The following is a 26,984-nucleotide window of genomic DNA, read 5'->3' on the forward strand; positions in this document are numbered from 1 at the left end:
GTCAAAATGGGCATGAGTGATGAGCAGCGTATGCACCATACGTAATCCCTGATCCTCCATCTGTGATCTCCAGTCTGGTCCGCAGTCAATCATGAACTGTTCACTCGTACCATCCCCACCACCGTCAATCAGAACAGAAGAACGTTTCCGTTTATTCTCTCCCGTAAGCCTTGCCTCTGTACATACTTTGCACTCACAATACACACGTGGAACGCCCATCGCATCGCCAGTGCCCAGAAATGTTAGCTGATTCAATCCGCATTCCCCCTGAATTAATGATATGTAGATTGTAATCGTCCACCTCCGTTTTTGCAAAAAAAAGACCATCCCGCTGCAGTTCTCCACTGCAATTCGGGACAGTCTGTGGTCTGACCGTTCACCGTCAGACCTTTAATTCCATGCTTCGCTCCATTCGGGAGCGTACGCTTCGTCAGCATGTGATGCAACCTTATAAGCGGGTCATCCGCATGAAGGATCAGGCCTTACCTTTTAAACAGGCCACGACCGATTAATTCGAGTCACATCCACTCCGCGCTGGAACTATACCAGTGCCCGCAGCTTCAACGTCAGTTCCTGACCCGCAGGTACATCCTTCGAATCCGTAATGACCCAGTTCGATGCAAGCCGCTTCGCCAGTACCTCTGCCTGCTCCGGTTTCAACTGTAATCCGGTGATGATTCCTTCACCCACTGTGAAGTCTTTCTCGGGCTGTACCTTGAAGGCTTTCTCCAACCAGATTCCGAGTCCACCACGCGTGTTAAAGGTAATCCGGTAGCCATCTTTTACTGCTGCCTCCAGATTTTCACCATGCTCATCCGCATACGAGAAAAATTCGTTATATCGGTATTCCTCTTCAGACACGGCGTCAAAAGCGGAAACGTCCTTCGCTTGAATAGCTTTTAAAATTTCTTCCTCAGGCATCCCCTTACCGCGGGCCTGCTCCAGTCGAATTGCTGTACTTTGGGATAATTTGATCTCTGCACTCATCCAACTCACACCTTCCTGCTAGTACTATGTAACAATCATGATTCAGTATACCTCTATTATAACCTTTTGGCAGTAAAAAACCTCCATCTCTACTTCCATTGAAATGAAGGTTTAGTATCCACATGCTCGGTTACCTATTCGATTACATCAGCAATACTCATAATCCAGCGAGTACCTGATACCACACGCCGCGTTTGGAGTACAACGTACTTCGTACCTCGTCCCATCCACCCAGATAGTTGATATCAAATAGTCCTTCTGGCGTTGGGAATGTCGACTCTGTCTGTGCAAATACATCTGGATCTACTGAACGAAAACCATGCTTGGCAAAAATGCGCTGTGCCTCTGGTGTACGCAGATATGCGACAAAGGCTTCTGCCAGTTCGCGATTTCCATGTTTATCGGCATATTTATTCACCACAACTGCCGGGTTCTCAATCAGGATCGTATTTTTTGGAATGACGATGTCATAATCTACATTTTTGGCGATCCGGGCAAGCAATTCATTTTCATACGTGACGATGACATCACCCACACCATATTCGAATGCCGCCATCGAAGAACGTCCACTCTTGTCCAATGATTCAACGTTACGATGTACCTGTTCAAGAAAAGCCTTGGCTGCGGCAGGATCTTTCTTCCCCTCTTGCTCCTCCGACAGTTTCAATCCGGCACCATAAATGGCATTAATGTCCCATTGTGCGCCTCCGGATGTCTTTGGATTGGGGTACAGTACCTTCACTCCTGGCTTGGTTAAGTCCTGAAAATCACGAATACCGAGCGGGTTGCCCGCTCTTGTGCCCAGAACAACAATTGAACGGGTGATCATGCCCTCATTAGGGGTCTGTTTCCAATCAGAGCTAACCAGATCGGCTTTGACCAACTTCTCGATATCACTCTCCATCGCGAGCAAGGCTACATCAGCCTCGAATCCACCAACGATGGCTCTTGCCTGTGTGCCCGAAGCTTCATAGGATTCTTGAAAGTTAATCGTCTGTCCGGTTTTTGCCTTCCACTCCTCTTGGAACTTGGGTAGCAATTCGCCTACAGCATCTTTCGCTACACTATAAGCACCAATCACCAGCGTATTGGATGAATCGTTACCAGAGGGCTCGTTCTGTTCGCTTGACTCCTCCTGCTTGCTGCATCCAGCGGTCATGCAGACGAGCAGAAGCATGAGGGCAACATATAAGAGTATGGCTTTCTTCTTCCTCGTCTGCATGGGCAGCCCCTTTCTTCCACTTGATCTAAATCATCACCGGCATCGGATCTTCCTTCAGTCGGTTCTCAACCACCCAACTGTTGGAGTCATTGAACAGGTATGCACGGTGTACAAGGACTCGAATTTGTTGACCGATCTCCAATGTCGTTTTCTCCAGGGAACGATATGTGATTAACTTATGACCCTGTACGTCCACCTCTACCATCCATTCACTGCCGCGGAAATGAAGATGTTTGACTGTACCTTTTTCCGTTGCAGACAACATGGTGAACTCGTTTTTCAAGCCGATTTCAATATACTCCGGTCGAATCAGCGCTTTGGTATGTTCACCCTCGACGGCATGTTCGAATCCTTTCAACTGAGAGGCATCCTCCACAACCGTAGACTCCCCGATAAATGTGGCAACAAACGGTGTCTGCGGGTTTTTGTAGATATCCCAAGGTGTGCCCTTCTGTTCGAGACGACCTTGGCTGATAATCATGATTTCGTCCGCCACTTCAATCGCTTCATCCTGGTCATGCGTTACAAATATCGAAGTAATCCCTACCCGTTCAATCAACTCACGCAACCATGAACGCAGTTCCTGACGGATCTTAGCATCAATGGCCGCGAACGGTTCGTCCAGCAATAATAGCTGGGGCTCCGGGGCGAGTGCTCTGGCAAAAGCAACACGCTGACGCTGCCCACCAGACAACTGATGTGGGTAGCGCTGTTCGAAACCTTTTAAGCCGGTCAGTTCAACGAGTTCCATCACCCGATCACGGATCTGGGCTTTTGGCGTCTTCTTGACCTTGAGTCCAAAAGCAATATTCTCAAATACCGTCATATGTTTGAACAAGGCATAGTTCTGGAATACAAATCCGATGCCCCGCTCCTGTGGAGGCAGATGGTTCACCACTTTTCCGTGAAAGCGAATCTCTCCGGAACCCGGATTCTCCAGACCCGCAAGCATCCGCAGGATGGACGTCTTCCCGCCTCCGCTGGGTCCAAGCAGACCGATCAGATGACCTTTGGCAATATCGAATGAGACATCTTTTACCGCATGAAAATCACCGAAATGTTTGTTCAGATCACGGACTTCTACATGCATATCAATGCACTTCCTTTCGCTTCTTGGCCCATTCCATCATGAGCAGCAGCCCGACGGAGAAGGTGACCAGCACCAATGCCACACCATTTGCGGCAGCCACATTAAAATTCTCAACATCCTGGTACACCAGGGTTGTTGCGGTCTGCGTTTTGTTCATAATATTACCGGATACCACCAGCACTGCACCGAATTCCCCAAGCGAGCGCGCAACCGTCAAGACTAGACCATACACTACCGCCCAGCGGATCGAAGGCCATGTCACACTCCAGAACGTTCTCCAGCCGTAAGCGCCAAGTGTAGATGCGGCCTCCTCTTGCTGGGAACCGAGTTCCTGCAGGACAGGCATAACCTCTCTGACCATCAGTGGAAAGGTAACAAATAACGTTGCGATCACCATACCCGGGAAAGCATAGACCACATTGAATCCAATCCCTTCAAAAAAAGCACCCATAATGCTGTTAGGTCCCAACATCAACACAATCATCAAGCCGCCAATGACAGGAGATACGGCATAAGGCAGGTCTACAATGCTGTTCAGCAGCCCTTTTATTCGTTCACTCAGCCATCCGGCACGAACCAGATACAGAGCCATCATGATGCCAAACAATGTATTTAACAGGGTGACCACCAGAACCACCAGTCCGGTCATCATCAAGGCATGTAACGCCTCAGGGCGCATTAACCCTTTCAGGAATCCACCTGCCCCGTCTTCAAATGCGCCAATAAAAATGCGTCCAAGTGGGATGATCAGCAGTACAATAAATACCGCAAACGTCAGTCCGATTAACAGTCGTCTCATCGTCTTCTCCCCCGCATCTGCACCAGATTGATCAGCCAGAGGATCAGGAAGGAGAGCGTCAGGAGCAACACGGATACAGCAGCAGCCCCCGTTGGATTATCACTTTCAATCTCCCCGTAGATAAATACGGAAGCAGTCAGTGTTCTTCCCGGAATGTTACCAGCCACCAGCACAACAGCCCCAAATTCAGCCAGTCCTCTCGAGAAAGCCAGCATCCCCCCACTGATCATGCCAGGTGCCATAGAAGGCAGAATAACCTGCATAAACGTGCGAGCCTTGGATGCCCCCATCGTGTACGAGGCCTCTTCCTCCGAAGGATCGATTTCTTCCAGCAAAGGCTGCACTGCACGGATAACAAACGGAAACGTGACAAAGGTCATCGCGATAACAATGGCGGGCTGGTGAAATACAATCTCAAATCCCATGGATTCTGCCAGTTTCCCGATGGCACTGACCGGACCCAAAAGCAGCATAATCATCAAGCCGCCCACCGCTGTTGGCAGTGCAAACGGAAGATCAACCAGACTGTTAAGAAACGATCGGCCCACAAAACGATACCTTGTCAACACCCAGGCGATCATCGTGCCCAAAACCACATTAATCAGCGTGGCAATAACGGCCAGCCGAATGGTCAACAGGACGGCTTTCCACGCGATGGGGTCCATAATGCTCTGAACAAAGTTGCTCCATCCTTCAGAGAAGGAATTGACGTACACACCGATGATTGGAAGTACAATAAGTACGATAAAATATAACAATACGGTACTGCGAAATCCCCAAGTCCATCCCTTATGACGAAGAACGGTATTCATTGCTGCGTTCCCTCCCAGCCTCCGGCTTTAGCTCCGGTCGGCAGTCTTCCTGGATTTAATACGACATTTTTCCTAAGTTGGATGATATTACTTTAATATTATTCCCATTAGTCTACTTGGTTTTGCTTTTCTGATACTTTACCAGTTTGCAGTGCTAATCGTCAATGCTTTTATTGAATATAATTGGGCCTCATATGAGAACGATTAATAAAAATCGCACTGTACACTGCGCGGCCAGAACAACCTTCCGATCACTGTTATCCCCAGATTTCTTTGATCCCCTTTTTTAAGGGGAAATCCGGTGATAAAGGCGCAGCTTATGCTTCCGAAGCAGCTTTCCTACAGAAAGCTTTGAGCTTCCGCTTCTTCAGGTTATTTCTGTACTCTCCGTTATTGTGCGATTCACATATCCGTCTGCATATGTGGTTTGTTTGGTATGTAGTGGTTAAGGTACAATCGAGGGTAAGAACAGAGATGATAAGGAGTGATCTAACATGTTATACACGAAGAATATATCCACTTCCACACGAGATGAAATGAAGGATATCACATGGGACGTAAAGCAGGTTGTCCAGAGTAGCGGCGTACAGAATGGGACGGTGCTCATCTACTGTCCTCATACGACGTCGGGGATTGCCATCAACGAAAATGCAGACCCGGATGTGAAACACGATGTATTGTTGCGCCTTGACGAAGTGTATCCCTGGGAGCATCCCGAGTATCGACATGCCGAAGGTAATACAGCCTCTCACCTCAAATCGATCACAACAGGGCCATCACAGACGGTGATTATTCACGAAGGCAGACTGCTGCTTGGCCGCTGGCAAGGCATTTACTTTTGCGAATTCGATGGACCACGTGAGCGGGAGTACTTTCTCAAAATCATGGAAGGTTAGTTGGGTCCAATAGGCCTGCCACCTACTCGTTCATTTTTGCAAACACAAACAGGCGGTCCACCCTCATTTCGGGTCGGAGCCGCCTGACTTGGTCTGCTGCGTTTACTAACTTTCGCGAGACAACGCTATAAAGAATTAAAGTTATGACAAATCACCGCCCTGAAGTGTAGGGGTGCAACAACAGCGCCATTATTGGTCGCCAGGCTGCTGACCCAGATTGCGGCACAGCACTTTGACATGAGACAGCGCAGACGATTCAATCTCCACAAACGTTAAACGGTCCTGAATGTAATAAGAAATGAATCCGTGCATAGCCAAAAATAGCGTACGCGGTACCCTTTGAATATCCTCTTCCGTACAGTTCGCTTCATTCATATACTGCCTTATAATCGATGCAAACAATTCGAAGCAACGTCCCTGTTCGGTACGACAATAAGACAACAGTTCTTCGTCCCTGATCATAAACATAATTTCGTATTGGTATGGATTCTCCAGACCAAAGCGAATAAACTCCATCATAATGTGCTCTACCTTGCTCACATCATCACGAACTGGCCTGACCATGGCTTGCAGCAGCAAATGCCCCAGATGATTAAAATCTTCAACCACGATGGCATAGAACAGCTCTGCCTTTTCCTTAAAGTGATAATACAGCGACCCATGACTATAGCCCAGATGCTGGCCGATGCTTCGCATCGAAATGGCGCGGTATCCTTTGGTAATAAAAAGGTGCCTCGCCGCCTCCAGTATCCGCTCCCTCGACAACTCCTGTTCGACTGCTCTTCTAGCCATATATTTTATTCCCCTTCAATAAAATAAAGCCGCTGTCCCTCCGTGATCCGGGATTGCCCTTGCGTCAAATCCGTGATCCAGGCTACAAAAGCCTCGGTTTCACTATCCGGCGGAAGACAAGTCAACGTAACCTTATCGGTGAATCCAGTTTCACCTGTACGGACTTCCCGGCTTCTTAACTCATTTTCCACTTTACCCAGCCACGTATAATCCAGTTCAACAAACACTTCACGATGCAGCACGTTGGTAATGGCTTCTCCGGCTTCAATGGCTGCTACAGCTCCATCTGTATAAGCACGAATTAACCCGCCAGCTCCAAGCATGATTCCCCCGAAGTATCGCGTAACCACAATTGCCACATTTTTTAATTTCTGATTTTTGATCACTTCAAGAATGGGTTTCCCTGCTGTTCCGCTGGGTTCACCGTCATCGGATTGCTTCTGGATCTCGTCCCGCTCCCCAATCATGTATGCAGAGCAGTTATGAGTTGCATTCCAATGTTTTTTCTTGATCTCATCAATGAAGGCAACAGCCTCTTCTTCTGTCGTGACCGGCATAATATGACCGATAAATCGCGACTTCTTGATTACAATTTCCAGATTGCCCGGTCCTCGAACCGTGCGATAACGTTCAATCATCCTAAATCCAACTTTCTGATCTTTTCCTGAGTCCATTTTACAAGAAAGCAGTTCACCGCGCGAACGCGGACGAACTGCCCTGGTTATCTACATCCGGGAACCCTGCATCTTACACAAACAGTGATTACCGGTTAGATTTACATTACCTTATTCAACTATATGAGCAGACCGATGAATTATTCGGAAAGTCTCGCTTCGAGCGCTGCTTTCTCTTCTTCAAAGCCTGGTTTGCCCAGCAATGCGAACATATTTTTCTTGTAAGCTTCCACGCCTGGTTGGTCAAATGGATTGACGCCCAGCAGGTAGCCACTGATACCGCATGCTTTTTCAAAGAAGTATACCAGATATCCGAAAGAATATGGAGTCATATCTGGAATGTTCACAATCAGGTTTGGTACTTGACCATCTGTATGTGCAAGCAGTGTTCCTTGGAACGCTTTTTTGTTAACAAAGTCCATAGTTTTGCCTTCAAGGAAGTTCAAACCATCCAGATCGTCCGGATCGGATTTGATTGAGATATGCTCAGCAACTTCAGTAACCTGGATAACAGTTTCGAAGATATTCCGGCTACCTTCCTGGATGAATTGACCCATGGAGTGCAAGTCTGTAGAGAAATCAACGGATGCAGGATAGATCCCTTTGTAATCTTTACCTTCACTCTCTCCAAACAGTTGTTTCCACCACTCGGACACGAAGTGCAGGGATGGCTCATAGTTTACAAGGATCTCAGTGCCTTTGCCTTTGCGATACAATGCGTTACGAACAGCAGCATATTGATATGCTTCATTCTCAGCTACGTTCGGGTTGCTGTATTCTTTGGATGCGTCAGCCGCACCTTGCATCATTTCTTCGATGCTGATACCCGCTGCTGCGATTGGCAGCAAACCTACAGCTGTCAGAACGGAGTAACGTCCACCTACATCATCCGGGATAATGAAAGATTCGTATCCTTCTGCATTTGCCAGTTCTTTCAATGCACCACGTGCTTTGTCTGTTGTAGCATAGATGCGTTTGCGAGCTTCTTCTTTACCATATTTCTCTTCCAGTGCTGCACGGAAGATACGGAAAGCAATTGCCGGCTCTGTTGTTGTACCGGATTTGGAGATAACGTTGACGGAGAAATCTTTGCCTTCAACCAGATCCAGCAAATGAGTTACATATGTGGAACTGATATTGTTTCCTGCAAAATAGATTTCAGGCGTTTTGCGTTTGTCTTTTGGCAGATTGTTATAGAACGAGTGAGTCAGCATTTCAATCGCTGCACGTGCACCCAGGTATGATCCACCGATACCGATAACAATCAGTACTTCGGAGTCGCTTTGGATTTTGGCAGCCGCTTTTTGAATGCGAGCAAACTCTTCTTTGTCATAAGCCGTTGGCAGATCAATCCAGCCCAGATAATCGGAGCCTGTTCCTGTTCCGTTGTGAAGCTGCTCGTGAGCCAGACGAATCGGTTCTGCGAAATAATCCACTTCGTGCTGATTTACAAATTGCAATGCCGTGCTATAGTCAAATGTCACTTTTTTTGCCATGATCTCAAAAACCTCCTGATTTCGATTATAGTGCGTGTTCAAACTTTGTAATCAAAAGCGGACTTTTTGAACAACCTCTTATATTATGTCCGTATTCCATTCTAAACAACTTGCCTTAAGGATACTTCAAATCCACGGGGCTGACAAGCTTGCAGCTCGAACTTTGTCGTTAGAATTCAAGAAGCAAAAAGGGTAAACCGAATCCGCGGGTTGCGGTTCTGCTTACCCTTCTTATGTTATTCCGCCGGGTACGAGCAGACGTAGTCAGTAACGCTGCGTATCTCCAGTTTAAATTTGGATTCGGCAGGCACGTGGAACGTAGCTTGGCCTTGAATCTCTTGCCACTCTTCTTCTCCGGGAAGCAATACTTTCAGATCTCCGGACAGAATCTCCATAATTTCACGGGAATCCGTACCGAACTCATAACTGCCTGGAAGCATGATGCCCAGAGTCACTTTGCTGCCATCCCCCAAAATAACCGTTCTGCTGGTTACCTGACCATCATAATAAATGTTGGCCTCTTTCACTACACTGACTTGATCGAATTGTGACATGCGTACCCGCTCCCCTGAAGTTAATGAAAACAAAAGGCAAAACAGATCAGGGCGATCATGAGTCACCGCCCATCTCTGCGGAAATAACTTACTGCCATGGATCAGGACAGCATGATGCCCTCCCAACCATAGCAGCGCTTATGAAGCTATTACAGCAATGCTTTTACGCGGCTAACCACGTTATCCACTGTAAAGCCATACTCTTGGATAACACGGTCGCCAGGCGCGGATGCACCAAATGTGCTGATTCCGAGAATGTCACCTTGATCTCCAACATATTTCTCCCAGCCCATTGGATAAGCCATTTCAATCGCAAGACGAGCTTTAACATCCGGAAGAAGAACGGACTCTTTGTAAGCTTTGTCTTGTTTCTCGAACAGATCCCAGCTTGGCATGCTGATTACGCGAACTTGGATGCCTTGTTCTGCAAGCGCCGCTTGAGCTTTAACAGCCAATTGCACTTCAGAACCTGTAGCGATAATTTGTGCTACCGCTTTGCCATCTTTTGCATCAGAGACAACATAAGCACCACGTTTCACGTTCTCACGTGAACCTTCAACCGTACCTTCCAGGATCGGCAGGTTTTGACGAGTGAGTACGAGTGCAACCGGGTTGCTCTTGTTCTCAAGCGCGTAAGCCCAAGCAGCCGAAGTTTCATTACCATCAGCCGGACGAATAACCGTCAGGTTAGGAATGATACGCAGGGATGCCAATTGCTCGATCGGTTCGTGCGTAGGACCGTCTTCACCAACAGCGATACTGTCGTGAGTCAGAACATACGTTACAGGCAATCCCATCAGGGCAGCCAGACGAACAGCCGGACGCAGGTAATCGGTAAATACGAAGAACGTACCTCCGAATACTTTCACACCGCTGTGCAGTGCCATACCGTTCATTGCTCCAGCCATACCGAATTCACGGATACCGAAGTAGATGTTACGGCCGGAGTAATCTTCAGGTGTGAAGTTCTCCAGGTTGTTCAAGTGAGTCATTGTGGAGCTTTCCAAGTCAGCAGATCCACCTGTCAGTTGTGGCACGTTGTGCGCCAGACCGTTCAGAGCGTTACCGGATGCTACACGAGTGGAAAGAGCTTTGTCTGTTGCTGCATATTTAGGAAGATCACGGTCCCAACCTTCTGGAAGGTCGCCGTTAATCGCTGTTTCGAATTGAGCTGCCAGCTCAGGGAAGGCTTTTTTGTACTCGGCAAATTTCTCATCCCAAGCTTTGTTAGCAGAGATACCACGATCTTTCACTTGTGCAAAGTGATCGCGAACTTCAGCTGGTACGTGGAAGTTTTCTTCGTAAACCCATTTATAATACTCTTTAGTCAATTTGGCTTCGTCTGCACCCAGTGGAGATCCGTGAGTACCGCCGTGGCCGCCTTTACCTTGTTTGTTCGGGCTACCATAACCGATAACCGTTTTAACTTCGATCAGTGTAGGACGCAGTGTATCTGCTTGACCTTCCTGAATTGCTTTTTCGATTGCAGGCAGATCGTTACCATCTTCAACGCGCAGCACTTGCCAGCCATAAGCTTCAAAACGCTTCGCGATGCTTTCGGAAGAAGACAGATCCAATTTACCATCCAACGTGATGTCATTGGAGTCGAACAACATGATCAGTTTGCCCAGGTGCAAACGTCCAGCCAGGGAAGCTGATTCATGAGATACGCCTTCCATCAAGTCGCCATCACCACAGATTGCGTAAGTGTAGTGGTCAACTACGTTGAATTTGTCTTTATTGTATGTTGCGCCCAGTTGAGCTTCAGCCATCGCCATACCTACAGCCATTGCAATACCTTGACCCAGTGGGCCTGTAGTTGCATCAACACCTGCAGTATGTCCGAATTCCGGGTGACCCGGAGTTTTGCTTCCCCATTGACGGAACTGTTTCAGTTCTTCCATTGGAAGATCATATCCGCTCAGGTGCAGCAAGCTGTACAACAACATGGAGCCATGTCCTGCAGACAGGACAAAACGGTCCCGGTTAACCCAAGTTGGGTGGTCCGGGTTATGAGTCATCGTTTTTGCAAAAAGTTGGTACCCCATTGGAGCGGAGCCCATAGGCATACCCGGATGTCCGGAATTTGCCTTCTCAATTGCATCAATCGCCAAAGTACGTACGGTAGTAATCGACAGGTTGTCGATTGTAGTGTTCTCGTCCTTTTGAATCGCTTCGTTCTTGTCAGTCATGGTTTGTCCTCCTCATGTCTTTAGATAAGTCGGGTGCGCAAGCGAATCCCTCTCATCATACAAGCAAACCGAATTTCACAATAAGTGAATCCGCTTGAGTGTTTCATTTTGACTTATTCACTTTTGTATTGTATCACTTGGCGTGAAGCTTTTCCATAACCTTCTTTTAGAAGTTCGTGAAAAATCGGTTGTTTGTGATGAATATTCCTTGGCCTATCAAGCAAAAATCGTACTGTACAAGGTACTAAATTCCAAAAACAGACTTAAGGAGCCTCGTAAATCCATCGCATGAAGTATAACCTTTTACCTGAAAACCATGCATTTTTTAGATATTCATCCTCAATTCACATATAATGTTCCTTAATATGGATTACAAAATTCGGGCTGTGGTTTACTTTTTTCAGATGTACACGCGTCAATCATAGGAGGTCTCGATCATGCCAGATCCTGCTGCTCACCCATCAACATCGGCAAAACACTCATTACCCTGGATATCCGGTATTTTAACGGGAATTCTCTCGGGAGTTGTCCTGGGATTTTTCCTCAAAATGATTCAGGCCATCACAGGTGAACAAGTATATACTCTGCTGCTGAATATTGATTTTGTGCCTGGTCTTCCGCCAACCTTACCCGAATTCATTGAATTTGCTTTGCATCTCATCGTGTCCGTTGTCATCGGTATCTTCTATCTGTGGTGGGTAAGGCATTCAGGCCGCCCTATGATCAAAGGAATTTTACTTGGTGCAGTCTCGTCCTTGCTCTATATCCCACTCTCTCAATTGTCATCACGTGTGCCAGACCTGTACGATGTGTCCGCCATCCTCTACTGGATTGTAGGACATCTGCTGTTTGGTATTATGCTTGGCTTGTGCGGAAAGTATATCAACACAACAAAAAAAGCGACTCCCGTTTCGTAAACGAATTGGGGTCGCTTTATTGTTAGTCTATTACGTGGTTCCGAATCAACCTTGCACAGTATTAAAGCGTGAGCTTAAAATACAACGGTTTTATTTTCGTGAACAAGAACACGGTCTTCGACATGCCATTTCACGGCACGTGCGAGCACAACACGCTCAATGGTACGTCCAATACGTTTCAGCTCGGTTACATCGTCCCCGTGGCTTACACGCTGCACATCCTGTTCAATAATCGGGCCGCCATCCAGTTCTTCCGTAACATAGTGCGCTGTCGCACCGATAATTTTAACACCGCGGTTGTACGCCTGCGCATACGGTTTACCACCCACGAAGGCTGGCAGGAACGAATGGTGAATATTAATGATTCGATTGCGGTAATGCTCAATGAACATCGGAGAGATAATCTGCATGTAACGAGCCAGAATGATCACATCCACATCGTTGCCGATGACGTCCAGTTGGCGCTGTTCCGCTTCTTTTTTCGTATCTGCTGTAACTGGGATATGATGATATGGAATGCCAAATGATTCTACATAGTCCTTCATGTCCAGATGGTTGCTGACCACAAGCGCAATATCTGCATCCAGGTCGCCTGCCTGCCATTGCCACAACAATTCAACCAGACAGTGATCTTCTTTTGATACAAAGATAGCCAGTTTCTTCTTGCGACTGACCGCAGATAACGTCCATTCCATCTGGAAACGCCTTGCTACTTCTTCAAAATCAGCTTCCAGTTTCGGCAAATTGACCAACAATTGCGGAAGATCAAACTCAATTCGCATAAAGAACATGCCGCCAGCAGGGTCCATTGTGTACTGGTCCGACTGAACAATGTTTGCACCATGCTGGTGCAGGAAATGAGATACGGCAGCTACAATTCCTGGACCATCCGGACAGGAAATAAGCATGCGCGCACGATCGGCGCGGTTTTTAGAATCAGGGCGTACTTGTTTAGCGTGGATCTCCATGGGGTTATTCTTCCTCCTTCAATTAAGCCATGACCTGCGGGATTAACCCGCAAGCCATGCAATCAAGCGATGATTCAGTTGTTCTTCATTCAAATGCGGGAATAGTGCAGCTTCAGTCACCATGTCATAGAGGCGTTCCAGCGGTTCGCGCGGATCTGCCTTTTTGGCTTTGGCATCATTTTTGAGCAACGTCCACACATCCAGAATATACGAACGAGACTCAATCTCTTTACCTTTGAAAAAGTGTTGCAACTGTTCTACTTCTGTCAGGAAATCCTGGCCGAATCGACCGGCAACATCCCCACGAAGCAGCGCAATCTCCACCTCATACATTGGACGCTGTGTCTTGGCCTCTTTACCAATCCAAGGTGTCTCCAGAATAAATGGACGTCCTTGAAGCTTCTCATGGTTGACGATGCGGTTAATCGCTTCAAACCCGATCCAGCCAGAGCCAATTGGTGTATGACGGTCCTTATGCGCACCCACAGCATTCTTACTATCATTAATATGCATTACGGCAATGCGGTCAAGTCCTACCGTACGATCGAATTGTTCCAGTACACCGTCAAAATCATTAACGATATCATATCCGGCATCATGAATGTGACATGTATCCATACACACAGTCAGGCGCTCGTTATATGTTACTTTCTCGATAATCTGAGCGATCTCTTCGAAACTGCGACCCATCTCCGTACCTTTGCCAGCCATGGTCTCCAGAGCGATGTTCACATCCGTGTCTTTCACACCCTCCAGCACTTCATTCAATCCTTCTGCGATCCGTCCGATCCCATAGTGGGCATCTTTGTCTGTAAATGCGCCGGGATGTAATACGATGTTTTTCACACCAATAGCATGTGTCCGACGAATCTCTTCCTGAAGGAAATCTACAGCCAGTCTAAACGTATTATCTTTGTATGAGCCAAGATTAACAATGTACGGTGCATGGACAACGATATCTTCCATTCCACCCTCTTGCATGGCAACCTTGCCTTCTTCAATATACATGGACTCAATTGGCTTGCGACGTGTATTTTGTGGTGCACCCGTATATATCATAAACGAACTGGAACCGTACGAGGACGCTTCCTTCGTTGCACTCAATAATCCCTTGTCCGAAAAGGACACGTGGGAGCCGATTTTCAGCATTATTGATCCCCCTTATTCTGAATTATCCCTTATTCTAACGCGATTATCGAAATAAATCTAGAAATGCGCTATAATTCGGGATAGAGGCTATTTTTTACAGCTAATATGTGGAACATGGGTAGGCGGAATCCGTCTTTCCGTGAAAATCAATGAACCGAGGTGACTCCGCAATGATTTTCGACTCCTACGCGATAATACTAAACAGCTATTCCCCCAGCAATTGGTTTATGAATACGATCGCATTCTGGACTTTTTTATTGCTAGGCAGCATGTGTATCGGTGGATTTTTCATGATGCGCAAGTTTTTGAAAGTGCTACCAAAAGCAGACGGAAAGTCCAAACTGGATTGGCAGAATTATTGGGTTGAAGCCAGCCGTCACTTATGGACAGATGAAGCCAAAGCTTTTTTGGATCAACTTGTGGAGCCTGTGCCTGGGCCATTTCGTGACATCGCCAAACATTCCATTGCTGCAGAGATCGGTAAGATTGCAGTTGAAGACAATGCCACGGAAGTATCGAGAGATCATTGCATCAAAGGATACATTATTGCCACACCAAAGCGGGATAATAAGTTTTTGGTAAAATTTTTGGAGAAAAACAAAATCGATTATTCTCCTTATCAACATTTGATTAAATAAAATAAAAGATGAGTTAAGTGGCATATAGATTTGGTTAATTAGATACAGATATGCTCCGTCAGGTAAGTTATTCCCAACAGGCAGTGCTTACCGTACGGGGCTGTTTGTCGATCCAACGGTATATCTCAGCGCAGTGAAAATACAGAGAGGATGTTTGATATGAAAATCGCCATTTGTGGAGGTACCGGATTTGTGGGAGGAGCACTTGTAGATTACTGGCTGCAAGCCGGGCACCATGTGAAAGTTATTACACGAAAACTGCCTGACTTGCATACTCCAAGTAAAAATCTTACATATATATCGTGGGAACAAGTCGAAGAACAACCTCACTTGCTTGAAGGTATGGACGCTCTCGTTAACCTTGCCGGAGAAACGCTGAATCAACGTTGGACAACCAAGGCGAAGCTGGAGATTGTTGAATCCAGAGTCACGACCGTAGCGCGGGTAGCCCGATTGGTAGAATCCCTGGAACAAAAGCCGGAAGTGGTCGTTCAGGCTTCTGCCATGGCCATCTATGGAACCTCTCCTAACGAAACCTTTGACGAAAGCAGTCCCCAAAAATCAATGAATTTCCCGTCCCGAGTCTCGGAACAATGGGAAGTTGCTGCAGATGCAATCAAAAATGTAAGACTCGTTAAAATCCGGGTAAGTCTTGTTCTTGGACATAAAAGAGGTGCGTTTCCATTGATGAAACTTCCTTATATGCTGGGTGTTGGTGGCAAGATCGGCAGTGGCAAGCAATGGACTAGCTGGATTCACATTATGGATATCGTAAGACTCATTGATTTTAGTATTCAAAATAAACAAGTGTCAGGTCCGGTCAATGCTTCCTCACCAAATCCCGTTACCAATGATGAATTCGGTCGTACGGTCGGTAAAGTGTATCATCGCCCTCACTGGTTCCCCGTACCCAGCTTCTTAATTAAAACCTTAGTTGGTGAACTATCCGTTGTCGTGCTTCAAGGGCAGAGAGTCATTCCGCAAAAAGCTCTCGACCACGGATTCCAGTTCACCTTCCCAACCTTAACCCAGGCACTGGAAGATCTGAAACACCGCGGCTTATCTGACTGATTGAACTATGTCTTATCCAACCGACCGATAAGTGTAGACTGATTCCGCAAGTGTAAATGTGTCTCCATCCGCCAATGGATACTCCTTATACGGAGCAAGAATATTGCCCTGAAGAATGGTTCCATTGACGGAACCCAGATCCTTAATCACATAGCCCGATTTGTTCCGGCTCAATTCCACATGAGCACGGGACACGCCGGTCGCTGTGTCCACCCACTGAACCATGTCTGCTGATCTTCCGATGACAAAAGATGCTCCTTGCACATCCATCCGTTCATTTTGGTCACTGCTTCCAGATCTTCGTTCAAGATAATAAGACGCCATCACCGGGCCCGCCCCTGTAAAATTACCTCCACTCAGATTCTGCAAATTTACGGTTGCCTCCGCAACTGCATCCTGTCGAATTAGCTCTGAAGTTGAAGCTACCGTTTCCACATGGCGCTGAACGAGCGGTGGTTCGGAGTGTTCAGGTGTCATGTGCAGACTTTGATAACGGGAATGCTCGCTACCACCTTCTGAGGCGGATACAATCGTTTGGTTTATGCGTTCCTCTTTCCTATCAGCTGTATTCCAGCGCCAACTTTCCTGAAATTGTTCCTCTTCATCTTCCGTTTGCTTACCTTTGTTCTTACCTAAATTGAATGAAAAAGACCGCTTATTCTCTGAGTCATTATGAGGGCTTGCCTTGCGCTTCCACGTCCATCCTGCTACACCAAACAAGCCAAGGCTTAGTACCATGCACAGGATCATCTGCGTCTGTCCTGGTTGCTCCATGTATATAAATCTCCATACCAATGCCATGGCAACCATGCAGCCCAGTATGATATAGGTTACTTTGGAAGATCCGGGCTTCTCCTCCACTTCCATATCAACACGATCTAACGAATCGTACGGGTTACTTCCTCTCTTATCCATGCTGTTTGAGCTCTCTAATGAAGATTGCTCAGGTGAGCGCCTGCCTGGAAAGCTTCGAGATCTCAGCGGAATGTCTTCAACCTCAGATTCACTCTTATTGTGCGGCTGACGGAAATTTAGTTGCGGCCCCACAGGAGCATTTTGAACGGGAGCACCGGATTGATATGGCCGAGAAGTACCTGTGGCTAGCCTGCTATCTCGCTCAGAAATCGACGAATGAAGATCACCTCTTGAATCATTGGGTGTTTCCGAAGTTCTGGACGAGAGAAATGCTGCGCCTCCTCCATTCTCTTGCTCGTCAGCGTATAATTCCAGCAGAAGCTCTCGCAACTGTCTGATATCCCAGCGTTCGTTGTCACATAACTGCAGAACACGCTGAATACCTTCTCCCTGCAGTTCCTGTACATGTGCCATCAGCCTGATCACCAGCTCACGGAATTGCTGAGGCATTGGATCAACCTCAACTGTATCCATGATTGGTACATATACCATCCCAAGCTCACCCTGTTCGAATGAACCGTTGATGAACAAGTACTCTTCCTGGATCATTAATTTACGGGGCTCCAACATATACTGTCGGCATTCCGTGAAGGCATCAGCTAGTTGGAACAACAAACCATACAGAACACGCAACTTGATTTTGCTTGACTTTAACATCTGAGATAACATCTTGTACCCTGATATGTCGTACTGCAAAGTTACATTTCGATCGACTTCCCGAATATGAACAGGAAGAAGTCGCGGAATCTGATTGGAGGACAACATCCCCATCTGTACCCGGCTTAATTCCTCCATTCGTAACCCTTCTGCTTTTTCCAAAACCATGAACGCTCCGCCGTTACGAATAAAATCTCTCGTTAATCCATACATGCCAATCCTCTCTTTCCATTGTTATTCTCAAATTTTTCTACTTCTTCACTTAAGGGAAAAGTCCCGGGATAAAGACCGTGATAAATCCAGGTAACACCGCCAGCATAAACGGAAACTTCAATGTCTTCTCTGTGTTAAACAGCTTGAGGGAACCAAGCATGAAGAATCCGGCAAGATTGCCTGCCATGCCTCGAATCCGTTTCGCTGAGTCCTTGCGGAATAGAAGTATCACTAAACCAATGGCGCCCGCGTACAAAACGGAGTAAATAATGACATGAATGCCAAAAGCAAGTCCCGTCCATGCGCCAATCCCACCAAACAATTTCACATCTCCTGCCCCTACGGCTCCAATCGCATACATCAGAAACAAAATGCCAAAACCTGCTGCAAATCCAGCGGCTGAGAACAAGAAACCATCCCAACCTCCCCATATGATGTGGGCCAATACGCCTGCAACAGTCACGGGTAAAGTCAATCGATTTGGAATTTTCATGGAACGAATATCTGTAATAAAAGCTGCAATGACGTATATGCCACAGGCAATGTAAAACCACTCCACCTCCATCATCTCCTCATTTATTTTCTGGAGGCCACGTTAAACGTAGTCTCCGTCTTGGCACCGTCCCCTGTCTCGACAACAAAACTCCAAGTCCCTTCTGTTGTCCGAGTACCAACAAACCAGTTCCATTCAATAATTCCATTCTCATCTGCGGTAGCCCAGCCGATGTGCTTCGCAGAACTTTCACCTGACTTGTAAAATATCGTTAAGTTGGCTGTCGCTCCTGGTTCTACCTTCACCTTGATCGTTGCATTGTTGCCTATGTATGCCGGGTCAGGCTTCGACAGTACCGTTGCTGAACCCGCAGTATCCCCGTCTCCTGCGCTGCCATCTGATCCTTCTCCGGTATCTCCAATCCATACCCGTTCTGCCGCAGCAGCCTGAATCCGAAGTGGTTTACTGAGAAAGGGGACTTTTATAGGCAATTCATAACTCAGTTCAAGTCGGAAATATGGATTTGTTTTGTTTTTGAGATCTGGTATCGAAATACCATTCACATGAACACGTTCCATATTAAGCAGCGTTGGCTCGATAAAAGGTTGAAGCAGCGGTTTTACCGTGGGATCAAGTACGGTTTCCAAGACGGATGTTTTGATCTCCTGTAGTGGCTGTTCACCACTGGCCGCCGCTGAACGTACCCAATCACTTAAAGGCTCGGGTAGAGAAGAAGCATAACCTTCTGCCCATTCCGTCAGTGATAACTCCGGTATCTTCCAGCCCCCTCCTGAACCTTCTCCGCCAGCAGAATCAGAAGGTGTGAATGCAAGGGAAACGGGATATATTTTCGTTGATAATTGCTTTACTGCTTCCCCTGCCGTGCTCTGTAGCGCTGTGGAGATTAGAGTCATTTGCACTATGAAGATGAGAAACATGATAAAGAATAGAAAGACAGGTAACACCAGTGAAGCTTCCAGAACCATGCTACCCTGTTCCTTTTTTGGAGAACATATCTGCTTTTTGAGAGACTTCAAACGCTGCAATCTGATTATTCGTGTTAAACGAATCTGCTTTTGTGCGCTTTCTTTTTCATAATGTTGCTGCTTATCCATAATCCCTCCACCGAAACGATCCTAATTATTCAATAGGAATAATCCGCCTTCCGCTCAATGAAAAATCGCCCATCTTCAACCTGATCCTCACTACCCATAACTGCACCTATGCTTCTAACCACCCCTGGTAAAAACCACAGTTTGATGCTACTACGCATGTTACCCGAAGCATACGTCTGTTTCTCATCTGGATTCACACCCGTATTCAATCGAATTAGCGCCAGCATTCTGGACATTTTGCGTTCATTGTTGCTATGCATCAATAGGAACAATCGGAGATGGTCCCTGTACGTCAGTTTGACTTTGATATACTTGGATAATTCCACACTGCCCTCTTTTGCTAGTTTCACCATATCCGCGATGGCGTTTGTAATCCCGTATAAGATGGCCGCCGATAATACCAGAAGTGGGTTCCCAAGCTTGCTGTGCTCAATTAACCCTTCTGCCGTCCGAATAGCCAGCCGCATCCCAAAAATCTCCGCATATGCCGCAGCGATATTACCCGAAGGATTATGAAACCCATAAACGATATACTCCAGTTCCTGATTCTCCAGTTTGAAAACATCACCAGCATCTCCACCACCTTCAGTCCAGGTAAATAACTGACCAAAATCCATGGAGTTAAAATAGGCTAAAGCATATTCATTCTGAAATAATTCGTCGCCAAGACTGTCCAGCAGACCGGACATCCCGCCAAACAAACTGTCCATTCCCTTCATGGCATCGCCACCAGAGTCATAGGGATCTCCAGCAATCTCTACCTTTTTGCCTTCCTCACGACTAGCCTCGTTAAAAGAAATATTAGCGTTGTAATATTCCTCCAACTGTTTGAAAGCGTCCATGGAACCCGAACTTCCATTCTGAATCTGCGACAAGATTCGTTTGACATCCTTCAATTTCCCTTTGGATTCTTTGTCATTCGCTTTGCGCTGGGCATCCGACCCACGACCACTCTCCAGCTGCTGCTTACTTTGCAGGATGAGATTGGCAGGACCGCTACGTACATAGGTATCCATATATCGTTCCGTAACCTGACTTGCCTGTCTGACCGCCGGTTTAATCGGAACACCGCTCATGGCCGTGACACTGCGAAGCTGTGTATTCAATTCCATGTTGTCTCTTCTGACGTTAGAGAAGTCCGAATTTTGGGAAACAACCCGTGCCTTCAATTGATCAAATAGGCTATCTGCCCTCACAAGCTCCGAAGCAAGAGAACGTGTGCTTTTAGCTTCACTGCCTGATCCAGTAGATGCAGGACTCGTTCCAGGCAAACTCGAGTTGCCCACGTTGTCATAGCTCGCATTCTGCGAACGGTTCTCCCCCTCCGCGATCACACGTTTCATTTCCTCATTAACTTTGCGCGCTTCTTCGATTTTGGACTGTGCTTCCTCCAGCTTTGTTTGATGGGCCTGTAACGCGGGCTGTATGATCATGCTGATGCCTGTCACCACATTACCAACACCAGTCCGATAACGCGTCAGTTCCAATATGTATTGTTGCTCTCTGAACGGCAGTCCCTCATCCGCCTGTTTCTTGTTCAGATAATCTGCATAACGTGCTGCTGCCTCGGCAGCTGTCTCAGGTGTTTCTTCCAACATTTCTTCATAGATGGCTTGTGAAGGCGGGTCCATGATCAACTTCGGAAGATTCTTCAGTTTCTCCGCGGATTCCGTCTGATTGGCAATGGCTTCATCCAGTAATTCTTCACGTTTGTCATATAACTTCTGTAATTTTTTCAGCAAGTCTACCGTATGCGCGGCTTCCTTCATCTCATCCGATATCGGTTTGAACCGATTGATCACTTCAAGGGTAAAATCAACCGGAGCCCGATACTTCATATCCTCCTGAATCTGGCGATTAAATATATCGTATCTGCCCAGTTCACGCTCCATGCTCAGCGAAGTTGTATCCCACTGGATATCCAGAATGGGGAATCCATCTTTTACAGCTGAAGGCTTCACGCTATCATTTAACACTTTAGCCATAATGGCATCCCCACTGCTGTCGCCATACCCGAATAAACCATACTCCCGGAGTGATGTGTCATAGGCTGACATGACGGATCTCATCGCAGCATGTGTCATGCGTTCGGTCTGCACCTTGAATGCCGCTATACGAGCGTAATCAATAAATATAGCGACAAACATATAAACTCCGGCCAATATTAATATTAAAAAAAGGGTTACGGCTCCCAATTCACCGTCTTTTTTTCTAAACAGCTCCGCCCTCCTCCTTTTCTCACTTTTTGCTTTTGCCAAAATGCTGCACAACCTGTCCGGCTTCCGCTGCAGTACTCGCGGCTTCACCGCCTTTGCCTTTAAACTTGGCTGCGTAATAACGGACCAAATCGACCGTTCGAATGAATTCAACCGGTTCAACAACTGCGGACGATCCTTGAGTGAGGACACGGTTACCTGAATCGAACAAAAAAGAAGGAAGAGGCAAAGAAATTACTTGTTCCAGCTTGGTTGTTACTTTCCGCTGAATCAGAGAATTCTGATACTCAATCGTTCCTTTCATAGCTGAGGGCATATGTTGCACCGCTTGTGCTAATTTCTGTTCCGAGAGATTTCCGCCTCCACCAGCAGGTATAGAAACGCTAACCTGATTCTCCGCTCCCGCCCAGCCAAACAGCGCGCCAAGCATACGATCATCCGTCAGTCTCCAGTACAGATTGTCATGTTCTCCAGCGACAAATTCACCCGTCATCGCCTGCTTGTGGCTGTTGTCCCAGCTATAGGCCGCACGTTCGGAAGCTGCATAGGCGTGTTGATTCAAGAATGTCTTTTGATACATGTACACGGTGAAGAAGAGTAATAACACAAGAATAAACAGCACAACAGGGAAGATCAGGGAAGCTTCAACGGTGAAGCTCCCTTCTTCCTTCTTCAGCCTGTTAACCCGGGAAAAATTCATTACTTTTTGTATCCACTTTTTTAAGAAGGTCTCCTACTAATTTTTCAATTTCCTTCCTGAATAACAACGCAATAATGATAATAACCCCGATAATCAGAATCATTTCCAACGTGCCAAGTCCGTCCTCTTCCTTCCAAAATGCGTTTACCTTGTTCTTCAATACTTCCATCATCCCAATTCCTCCTACATATTCATCATCATAAAAGCAGGTGCCCCGATCATGACCACAATCGTAAAAAAGATCAGTACCATCGGAAACACCAGTTTGGAAGAAGCCTGTTCTCCCTTCGCCCGACTGACAGCCTTGCGTTTCTCCCACAACACATGTGACAGATCCCGCAGCGCCAATACAAAGTCACCTCCCCCACGCCGGAAATTCAGCAGTACCGTTGTCGTAAAAATCGTCACTTCTTGTACACCGCAGCGGCGACTGAACTGTTCAAATGATTGTTGAAACGAGTAACCATTATTCCAGTCTCCCACCGTCTTTCTGAGTTCGTTGTAAAGCGGATGTTTCCGTTCCCCCTGGCTTGTCACACAGTGAACGATGGCACGTTGCACGGTCTCCCCTGCGCCAACCAGCAGTACAATTCGGTTCAGCAGCTCAGGCAGTTCCATAAGAATATCCTGGTCTCTTCGCTGCACCTTTGTATTGAGGTCTTTGTAGAGCGCAAAAGGCAACGCTGCACCGAGCGCGAGCCCACCCACCATACCTCCGATGCCCATATCTCCAACGAGTGATAACAGGCAGCCCACCAGCAGCATGAGCCATGTATAGGTCAACATTTCAGCGCAATACAGCATCGTTTTCTCTCCACTGTGCTGTATGCCGTACATTTTCTGAATGGCATGTTGCATTCGAAACATGAGCACTGGCAATCGGCGTCCAATCTCGAACTTGTCCAATATAAACAGGAAGGGGCCATGTAATTTTTTCAGTCGTAATCCTTCCATATCCAGCTTGCGCAGATGCCGGTAGGTCTGTCCCCGGGTTCGATCCAGCACCAGCCATCCCGCTCCAAGCATCCCTGCGACTATAACGGGAAGCAGCATCGTTTCAGCTCCTTACACTTTGATATCCATAATGCGAGTAACCCACAGATAACAGCAGGCGAGTACTGCCAAGGCACCACTAGAGATGAGGTACCCCATCCCACTATATAACGGCTCCATAAAGTCCTTGGCGGTCAGATTGAGGAATATCAGAAAAATAAATGGAGCGGCAAACATCACTTTTGATTCGAACTTTTTCTGCGATACCGCGACCATAATATCCTGCTGAATGTCCAGCTTCTCACCAATCACCGCAGAGGTACGACGCACAACCTCAACCAGATCCCCGCCAGTTCGTTTGCACGTAATGAACACATCTGCAAAATTCGTAATATCTTCAATCTGCGCCCGATCTGCAAAATCCTGTAGCGCCTCTTCAATCGGTTGCCCATACTCCATCCGTGTCCGCAATATCGTGAACTCACGAATCAGATCGGTATCCGCTTCCGGGTTCAACATCCGCAGATCCTCCACGGATTCCTTGAATCCATTTTCCACCGATTTTCCTGCGGCCAGTGCCGAAGATAATGCATATAACGCTTGCTTAAAATGTAAACTGAGTGTCATTCTTTTTCGTTCCAACAGCACTTTAGTCCAATGTTTTGGTACCCATATGCAACCCGCAGCCAGGATCGCTCCAGCCAACCAGTGATGGTAGAACAGAATTCCGATGCCAAAAAACAGCAGACCACTAATCAGCATACAGACCATTCGTTGTCTCCGGGAAAGCGCATATACGGTGTAATCCGTCAACATCTGTCTGGCTTCACCCAACAGTAATCACCTTCCAATGGCTTTAATTCACGTTGTTATCTGATTAATCTATTCCAACACTATACTGTTCTATGTATTCATCCAGCCATTTCCCGAGCCCAGCCATCTGAATTTTATCCACCTGATTCAACTTTCCAACCTGTACTAACCCGCCAATAATTTTGCCTTCACGCTCTTCTTGTTCCTGGAAACGAAACAGTGGATTCAGCATAACCTCACCGTCCTGCATGCCAATCACTTCACTAATCTCTGTCACCCGCCGTGAACGATCTCGTAGCCGGGACAGATGTACAAAAATATCGATTGCTGAACTAATCTGCTGCCTTACAACCGCAATAGGAAGATCCGCACCGCTAAGCACCATCGTTTCGAGTCTGCTGATCATGTCGGAAATCGTGTTCGCATGCCCTGTAGACAATGATCCATCGTGGCCAGTGTTCATGGCCTGTAACATATCCAGCGCTTCTGCGCCCCTGACTTCCCCAATCACAATCCGGTTTGGACGCATCCGTAAGGAAGACTTGATCAGATCCCGAATAGATATCTGTCCCTTGCCTTCGGTGTTTGCATTCCGCGTTTCCAGTGATACCAGATTTGGTACCGTAACTATCTGTAGCTCAGCTGAATCCTCAATGGTAATAATCCGTTCATCGGCAGGGATAAACTGGGATAATGCATTCAGAAAGGTCGTTTTTCCCGATCCGGTCCCGCCTCCAATGAAGATGTTGTATTTGCTCCGTACCAACTGCTGCAATAATTCTGCCGCTTCTTCATGCAGGGCTCCCTTTTCAATCAGATCGGACATCTTCATCGGTTCACTGGGAAATTTACGAATCGTCATCGTGGGGCCTTTCAAGGCAATAGGCGGCAACACGATATTGACCCGCGAACCATCCTTTAAACGGGCATCTACGATTGGAGAAGACTCATTCACAATCCGGTTTACCCCAGACACAATCATCTGGATAATATCCTCGAGCCGTTCCCTGGACTCAAATTCAAGGGTGATCTGGCTGACTTCACCTTCCTGCTCCACAAAAATCTCCTTGTGACTATTGATCATAATTTCCGTAATATCGGGATGATCCACGAGTGGTTGCAAAATATCCAATCCACGAAAGGAGTCAAACAATCGCTGTACCAGCGTGTGACGCTCTCCTGAGGTCAGATCATCCAGCTTCGGGTCGGTGAGAACTTTGCGTTCTATTCCCTGCCACAGTTCATCATCTCCTGCGGAAGAGGTTAGATCGAGGCCAGCCCTGACTTCCCTGCGCATCATCTGAAACTGTTCTTCACGATCCAGTATTCTATTGGATGAATCCGTCATAACGCCCACCGATCCTGCTTCTGAAGCTTCTGAATTCGTCCCGTCTGCTTCAATTCTTCTTCGCCATCTTGTACCAGCATGGCACATAATCTCTTCACTTCACGTTGGAAGATCGGAGAACTAAGCATGACTTCCTCCTGACTGAGTTGCTTCCAAGAAGGGATATAGGGCAACACTGCATCCAGATGCAGATCAGGGCGTGGAAGTACATTGACGACATTGTCCCGATATTTGTTAACCACAAAGCGTGAACGATCCAACATACTTTCGTACAAATCTGGCTTCGTACGCTCAGCATGCTGTAACCATTGTCCCCATCGATGCATGGCAGATATATCATCCTCAACCAACCAGACAAATGCATCTGCTGCATCCAGCACCCCTTCACTGCGCCCATCCCAACCGGAATCCCCATCCAGAATCAGCACGTCATACTGTCCACAATCCGTTAAATAACGAAGCAGATTCGACGTATCCTCACGAGTCATTTGCAACAGTTCTTTCCGATTCGATAATGGCCAGAACACATCGGATTTCAGCGCTTCATGCCGGACCACATATCCGTCTACGCCCTTCGATTGTACCTGTAATTGCTTGCCGGATTCTTTTCTGCCCACCTTCAGATCGTATAACAGGCGGGACAATCCCGTCTCCGCATCCGGGTGACGCTGCCCACTTCTAGTTAGTCCCTTTTCCAGAAACGGGAGCGTACTGTCCAGCGTCTCCAGATTCAGATAGAGAACAGCATAACCTGCAAGTCCCAATTGCTTCGCCATATGCAGGGCCACTGCCGTTTTGCCACTTCCACCCGAAGCGGATACTACACCGATGGAGAGAGTCTCTTGCCCTGGATGGTGAACCTTCTTACGGCGTGGCTGCCGGCAAGCATGCATCACAGCATCCAGCAAAGCAGGCAAGGGTTGATATTTCATCAGCCGCTTGGCCTCATCCACCTCTTCCATCCCTTCACTAAGCATTAGCCAAGGTACACCTGATACTTCTCCCCCGTTATTCAGCCAGTCATTCAGAAACTCCGGTTCCGCAATAACCAGATCCGGTAATTCTCTACCTTCTTGCTCTTTCATGTGATCCCTGAACGAATCCTCTTGGGAGAATGCCGTGAAACGCACATGAAGACCAGCCGAATTTCCCTGTACATAATCAAGCCAGGCGCTAATGTAATCCCTATCCTTTGAAACCAGAACAACCTTCAGTACAATCAATTTCTCCTTCCCTCCCTGTCAAAAAGCACAAAAAAGCACCG

The 26,984-nt window shown here is 47.1% G+C and carries 28 protein-coding genes; 4 read left to right on the plus strand and 24 right to left on the minus strand.

The window, feature by feature from the left end; translation table 11 throughout:
• The 7 genes from PAEAM_RS30460 to cysT form a co-directional block, all read right to left on the minus strand.
• Positions 1–255, minus strand: a 255-nt coding sequence (locus PAEAM_RS30460) for an MBL fold metallo-hydrolase (protein ID WP_133120502.1), incomplete at its 3' end; no start/stop codon positions are given.
• Positions 256–272: 17 nt separating this feature from the next.
• Positions 273–437 (minus strand): hypothetical protein, encoded by a 165-nt coding sequence (locus PAEAM_RS32075; protein ID WP_165790115.1) that lies wholly within the window; start codon positions 435–437, stop codon positions 273–275.
• Positions 438–540: 103 nt separating this feature from the next.
• Positions 541–987, minus strand: a complete 447-nt coding sequence (locus PAEAM_RS30465; RefSeq protein WP_100529921.1) for a hypothetical protein — start codon at positions 985–987, stop codon at positions 541–543.
• A 157-nt stretch (positions 988–1,144) separates the two neighbouring features.
• Positions 1,145–2,209, minus strand: a complete 1,065-nt coding sequence (locus PAEAM_RS30470; protein WP_100529922.1) for a sulfate ABC transporter substrate-binding protein — start codon at positions 2,207–2,209, stop codon at positions 1,145–1,147.
• Between the two features lie 25 nt (positions 2,210–2,234).
• Entirely contained in the window at positions 2,235–3,299 is a 1,065-nt protein-coding gene (locus PAEAM_RS30475) for a sulfate/molybdate ABC transporter ATP-binding protein (protein ID WP_036610770.1), read from the minus strand.
• Position 3,300: 1 nt separating this feature from the next.
• Positions 3,301–4,098 (minus strand): sulfate ABC transporter permease subunit, encoded by a 798-nt coding sequence (locus PAEAM_RS30480; protein ID WP_017689977.1) that lies wholly within the window; start codon positions 4,096–4,098, stop codon positions 3,301–3,303.
• Positions 4,095–4,910, minus strand: coding sequence for a sulfate ABC transporter permease subunit CysT (gene cysT, locus PAEAM_RS30485; RefSeq protein WP_017689978.1), 816 nt, complete (start codon positions 4,908–4,910; stop codon positions 4,095–4,097). The genes PAEAM_RS30480 and cysT overlap by 4 nt, the downstream gene beginning before the upstream one ends.
• Before the next feature lie 494 nt (positions 4,911–5,404).
• Between cysT and PAEAM_RS30490 the strand changes: the two genes are divergently transcribed.
• Positions 5,405–5,806, plus strand: a complete 402-nt coding sequence (locus PAEAM_RS30490; protein ID WP_100529923.1) for a secondary thiamine-phosphate synthase enzyme YjbQ — start codon at positions 5,405–5,407, stop codon at positions 5,804–5,806.
• Between the two features lie 189 nt (positions 5,807–5,995).
• Here PAEAM_RS30490 and PAEAM_RS30495 read toward each other — a convergent pair whose 3' ends face one another.
• The 5 genes from PAEAM_RS30495 to tkt form a co-directional block, all read right to left on the minus strand.
• Positions 5,996–6,598 carry a TetR/AcrR family transcriptional regulator gene (locus PAEAM_RS30495; protein WP_036669101.1) on the minus strand — a complete coding sequence of 201 codons (603 nt, stop codon included), beginning with the start codon at positions 6,596–6,598 and terminating at the stop codon, positions 5,996–5,998.
• A gap of 5 nt (positions 6,599–6,603) precedes the next feature.
• Positions 6,604–7,236: a YigZ family protein gene (locus tag PAEAM_RS30500; RefSeq protein WP_036610785.1), complete on the minus strand. Its 633-nt coding sequence runs from the start codon at positions 7,234–7,236 to the stop codon at positions 6,604–6,606.
• A gap of 176 nt (positions 7,237–7,412) precedes the next feature.
• Positions 7,413–8,768, minus strand: a complete 1,356-nt coding sequence (locus tag PAEAM_RS30505; RefSeq protein ID WP_017689982.1) for a glucose-6-phosphate isomerase — start codon at positions 8,766–8,768, stop codon at positions 7,413–7,415.
• A gap of 236 nt (positions 8,769–9,004) precedes the next feature.
• Positions 9,005–9,322, minus strand: coding sequence for a pyrimidine/purine nucleoside phosphorylase (gene ppnP / locus PAEAM_RS30510; RefSeq protein WP_017689983.1), 318 nt, complete (start codon positions 9,320–9,322; stop codon positions 9,005–9,007).
• 149 nt (positions 9,323–9,471) lie between these two features.
• Complete coding sequence (gene tkt, locus PAEAM_RS30515) at positions 9,472–11,514, minus strand: transketolase (RefSeq protein WP_036610788.1); 2,043 nt, start codon at positions 11,512–11,514, stop codon at positions 9,472–9,474.
• A 437-nt stretch (positions 11,515–11,951) separates the two neighbouring features.
• Here tkt and PAEAM_RS30520 point away from each other — a divergent pair, with 437 nt between their 5' ends.
• Complete coding sequence (locus PAEAM_RS30520; protein WP_100529924.1) at positions 11,952–12,431, plus strand: hypothetical protein; 480 nt, start codon at positions 11,952–11,954, stop codon at positions 12,429–12,431.
• A 74-nt stretch (positions 12,432–12,505) separates the two neighbouring features.
• On the opposite strand, the gene purU is transcribed toward PAEAM_RS30520, so the two are convergent.
• Together purU and PAEAM_RS30530 are read right to left on the minus strand one after the other, a co-directional pair.
• Positions 12,506–13,399 carry a formyltetrahydrofolate deformylase gene (purU, locus tag PAEAM_RS30525; RefSeq protein ID WP_100529925.1) on the minus strand — a complete coding sequence of 298 codons (894 nt, stop codon included), beginning with the start codon at positions 13,397–13,399 and terminating at the stop codon, positions 12,506–12,508.
• Positions 13,400–13,441: 42 nt separating this feature from the next.
• The gene (locus tag PAEAM_RS30530) at positions 13,442–14,548 is read right to left on the minus strand and encodes a deoxyribonuclease IV (protein WP_017689987.1); all 1,107 of its coding nucleotides are present in this window, start codon (positions 14,546–14,548) and stop codon (positions 13,442–13,444) included.
• A gap of 170 nt (positions 14,549–14,718) precedes the next feature.
• Between PAEAM_RS30530 and PAEAM_RS30535 the strand changes: the two genes are divergently transcribed.
• Positions 14,719–15,186: a DUF2621 domain-containing protein gene (locus PAEAM_RS30535; protein ID WP_036610792.1), complete on the plus strand. Its 468-nt coding sequence runs from the start codon at positions 14,719–14,721 to the stop codon at positions 15,184–15,186.
• 159 nt (positions 15,187–15,345) lie between these two features.
• Positions 15,346–16,257 (plus strand): TIGR01777 family oxidoreductase, encoded by a 912-nt coding sequence (locus tag PAEAM_RS30540; RefSeq protein WP_100529926.1) that lies wholly within the window; start codon positions 15,346–15,348, stop codon positions 16,255–16,257.
• 12 nt (positions 16,258–16,269) lie between these two features.
• On the opposite strand, the gene PAEAM_RS30545 is transcribed toward PAEAM_RS30540, so the two are convergent.
• The 10 genes from PAEAM_RS30545 to PAEAM_RS30590 form a co-directional block, all read right to left on the minus strand.
• The gene (locus PAEAM_RS30545; protein WP_100529927.1) at positions 16,270–18,042 is read right to left on the minus strand and encodes a DUF6382 domain-containing protein; all 1,773 of its coding nucleotides are present in this window, start codon (positions 18,040–18,042) and stop codon (positions 16,270–16,272) included.
• Between the two features lie 49 nt (positions 18,043–18,091).
• Positions 18,092–18,607, minus strand: coding sequence for an A24 family peptidase (locus tag PAEAM_RS30550; RefSeq protein WP_100529928.1), 516 nt, complete (start codon positions 18,605–18,607; stop codon positions 18,092–18,094).
• Between the two features lie 11 nt (positions 18,608–18,618).
• Positions 18,619–19,650, minus strand: a complete 1,032-nt coding sequence (locus tag PAEAM_RS30555; protein WP_100529929.1) for a hypothetical protein — start codon at positions 19,648–19,650, stop codon at positions 18,619–18,621.
• Between the two features lie 29 nt (positions 19,651–19,679).
• Entirely contained in the window at positions 19,680–21,812 is a 2,133-nt protein-coding gene (locus PAEAM_RS30560) for a hypothetical protein (RefSeq protein WP_243391511.1), read from the minus strand.
• Positions 21,813–21,888: 76 nt separating this feature from the next.
• Positions 21,889–22,566: a TadE/TadG family type IV pilus assembly protein gene (locus PAEAM_RS30565; RefSeq protein WP_100529930.1), complete on the minus strand. Its 678-nt coding sequence runs from the start codon at positions 22,564–22,566 to the stop codon at positions 21,889–21,891.
• The gene (locus tag PAEAM_RS30570; RefSeq protein ID WP_100529931.1) at positions 22,547–22,738 is read right to left on the minus strand and encodes a Flp1 family type IVb pilin; all 192 of its coding nucleotides are present in this window, start codon (positions 22,736–22,738) and stop codon (positions 22,547–22,549) included. Before PAEAM_RS30570 ends, PAEAM_RS30565 begins: the two co-directional genes overlap by 20 nt.
• A gap of 11 nt (positions 22,739–22,749) precedes the next feature.
• On the minus strand, positions 22,750–23,619 hold the full coding sequence (locus tag PAEAM_RS30575; protein WP_100529932.1) for a type II secretion system F family protein: 870 nt from the start codon (positions 23,617–23,619) through the stop codon (positions 22,750–22,752).
• A gap of 12 nt (positions 23,620–23,631) precedes the next feature.
• The gene (locus PAEAM_RS30580; RefSeq protein ID WP_100530030.1) at positions 23,632–24,375 is read right to left on the minus strand and encodes a type II secretion system F family protein; all 744 of its coding nucleotides are present in this window, start codon (positions 24,373–24,375) and stop codon (positions 23,632–23,634) included.
• A 61-nt stretch (positions 24,376–24,436) separates the two neighbouring features.
• Entirely contained in the window at positions 24,437–25,720 is a 1,284-nt protein-coding gene (locus PAEAM_RS30585) for a TadA family conjugal transfer-associated ATPase (RefSeq protein ID WP_100529933.1), read from the minus strand.
• Positions 25,717–26,943 (minus strand): nucleotide-binding protein, encoded by a 1,227-nt coding sequence (locus PAEAM_RS30590; protein ID WP_100529934.1) that lies wholly within the window; start codon positions 26,941–26,943, stop codon positions 25,717–25,719. The genes PAEAM_RS30585 and PAEAM_RS30590 overlap by 4 nt, the downstream gene beginning before the upstream one ends.
• Positions 26,944–26,984 lie beyond the last annotated feature (41 nt).

Source organism: Paenibacillus sp. GM1FR (assembly GCF_002803315.1).
In the GTDB taxonomy this organism is placed as follows: Bacteria; Bacillota; Bacilli; order Paenibacillales; family Paenibacillaceae; genus Paenibacillus; species Paenibacillus amylolyticus.

What these genes read in the sequence shown, in the direction of transcription:
- ppnP (WP_017689983.1), bottom strand. Translation starts at nt 9,322, where the DNA reads ATGTCACAATTCGATCAAGTCAGTGTAGTGAAAGAGGCCAACATTTAT.
- PAEAM_RS30500 (WP_036610785.1), bottom strand. Translation starts at nt 7,236, where the DNA reads ATGATTGAACGTTATCGCACGGTTCGAGGACCGGGCAATCTGGAAATT.
- PAEAM_RS32075 (WP_165790115.1), bottom strand. Translation starts at nt 437, where the DNA reads ATGCTGACGAAGCGTACGCTCCCGAATGGAGCGAAGCATGGAATTAAA.
- PAEAM_RS30520 (WP_100529924.1), top strand. Translation starts at nt 11,952, where the DNA reads ATGCCAGATCCTGCTGCTCACCCATCAACATCGGCAAAACACTCATTA.
- PAEAM_RS30480 (WP_017689977.1), bottom strand. Translation starts at nt 4,098, where the DNA reads ATGAGACGACTGTTAATCGGACTGACGTTTGCGGTATTTATTGTACTG.
- PAEAM_RS30570 (WP_100529931.1), bottom strand. Translation starts at nt 22,738, where the DNA reads ATGATGGAAGTATTGAAGAACAAGGTAAACGCATTTTGGAAGGAAGAG.
- PAEAM_RS30505 (WP_017689982.1), bottom strand. Translation starts at nt 8,768, where the DNA reads ATGGCAAAAAAAGTGACATTTGACTATAGCACGGCATTGCAATTTGTA.
- cysT (WP_017689978.1), bottom strand. Translation starts at nt 4,910, where the DNA reads ATGAATACCGTTCTTCGTCATAAGGGATGGACTTGGGGATTTCGCAGT.
- PAEAM_RS30540 (WP_100529926.1), top strand. Translation starts at nt 15,346, where the DNA reads ATGAAAATCGCCATTTGTGGAGGTACCGGATTTGTGGGAGGAGCACTT.
- PAEAM_RS30535 (WP_036610792.1), top strand. Translation starts at nt 14,719, where the DNA reads ATGATTTTCGACTCCTACGCGATAATACTAAACAGCTATTCCCCCAGC.
- PAEAM_RS30555 (WP_100529929.1), bottom strand. Translation starts at nt 19,650, where the DNA reads ATGGATAAGCAGCAACATTATGAAAAAGAAAGCGCACAAAAGCAGATT.
- PAEAM_RS30565 (WP_100529930.1), bottom strand. Translation starts at nt 22,566, where the DNA reads ATGAATTTTTCCCGGGTTAACAGGCTGAAGAAGGAAGAAGGGAGCTTC.
- PAEAM_RS30575 (WP_100529932.1), bottom strand. Translation starts at nt 23,619, where the DNA reads ATGCTGCTTCCCGTTATAGTCGCAGGGATGCTTGGAGCGGGATGGCTG.
- PAEAM_RS30470 (WP_100529922.1), bottom strand. Translation starts at nt 2,209, where the DNA reads ATGCAGACGAGGAAGAAGAAAGCCATACTCTTATATGTTGCCCTCATG.
- PAEAM_RS30580 (WP_100530030.1), bottom strand. Translation starts at nt 24,375, where the DNA reads ATGTTGACGGATTACACCGTATATGCGCTTTCCCGGAGACAACGAATG.
- purU (WP_100529925.1), bottom strand. Translation starts at nt 13,399, where the DNA reads ATGGAGATCCACGCTAAACAAGTACGCCCTGATTCTAAAAACCGCGCC.
- PAEAM_RS30475 (WP_036610770.1), bottom strand. Translation starts at nt 3,299, where the DNA reads ATGCATGTAGAAGTCCGTGATCTGAACAAACATTTCGGTGATTTTCAT.
- PAEAM_RS30465 (WP_100529921.1), bottom strand. Translation starts at nt 987, where the DNA reads ATGAGTGCAGAGATCAAATTATCCCAAAGTACAGCAATTCGACTGGAG.
- PAEAM_RS30545 (WP_100529927.1), bottom strand. Translation starts at nt 18,042, where the DNA reads ATGTATGGATTAACGAGAGATTTTATTCGTAACGGCGGAGCGTTCATG.
- tkt (WP_036610788.1), bottom strand. Translation starts at nt 11,514, where the DNA reads ATGACTGACAAGAACGAAGCGATTCAAAAGGACGAGAACACTACAATC.
- PAEAM_RS30495 (WP_036669101.1), bottom strand. Translation starts at nt 6,598, where the DNA reads ATGGCTAGAAGAGCAGTCGAACAGGAGTTGTCGAGGGAGCGGATACTG.
- PAEAM_RS30530 (WP_017689987.1), bottom strand. Translation starts at nt 14,548, where the DNA reads ATGCTGAAAATCGGCTCCCACGTGTCCTTTTCGGACAAGGGATTATTG.
- PAEAM_RS30585 (WP_100529933.1), bottom strand. Translation starts at nt 25,720, where the DNA reads ATGACGGATTCATCCAATAGAATACTGGATCGTGAAGAACAGTTTCAG.
- PAEAM_RS30550 (WP_100529928.1), bottom strand. Translation starts at nt 18,607, where the DNA reads ATGGAGGTGGAGTGGTTTTACATTGCCTGTGGCATATACGTCATTGCA.
- PAEAM_RS30490 (WP_100529923.1), top strand. Translation starts at nt 5,405, where the DNA reads ATGTTATACACGAAGAATATATCCACTTCCACACGAGATGAAATGAAG.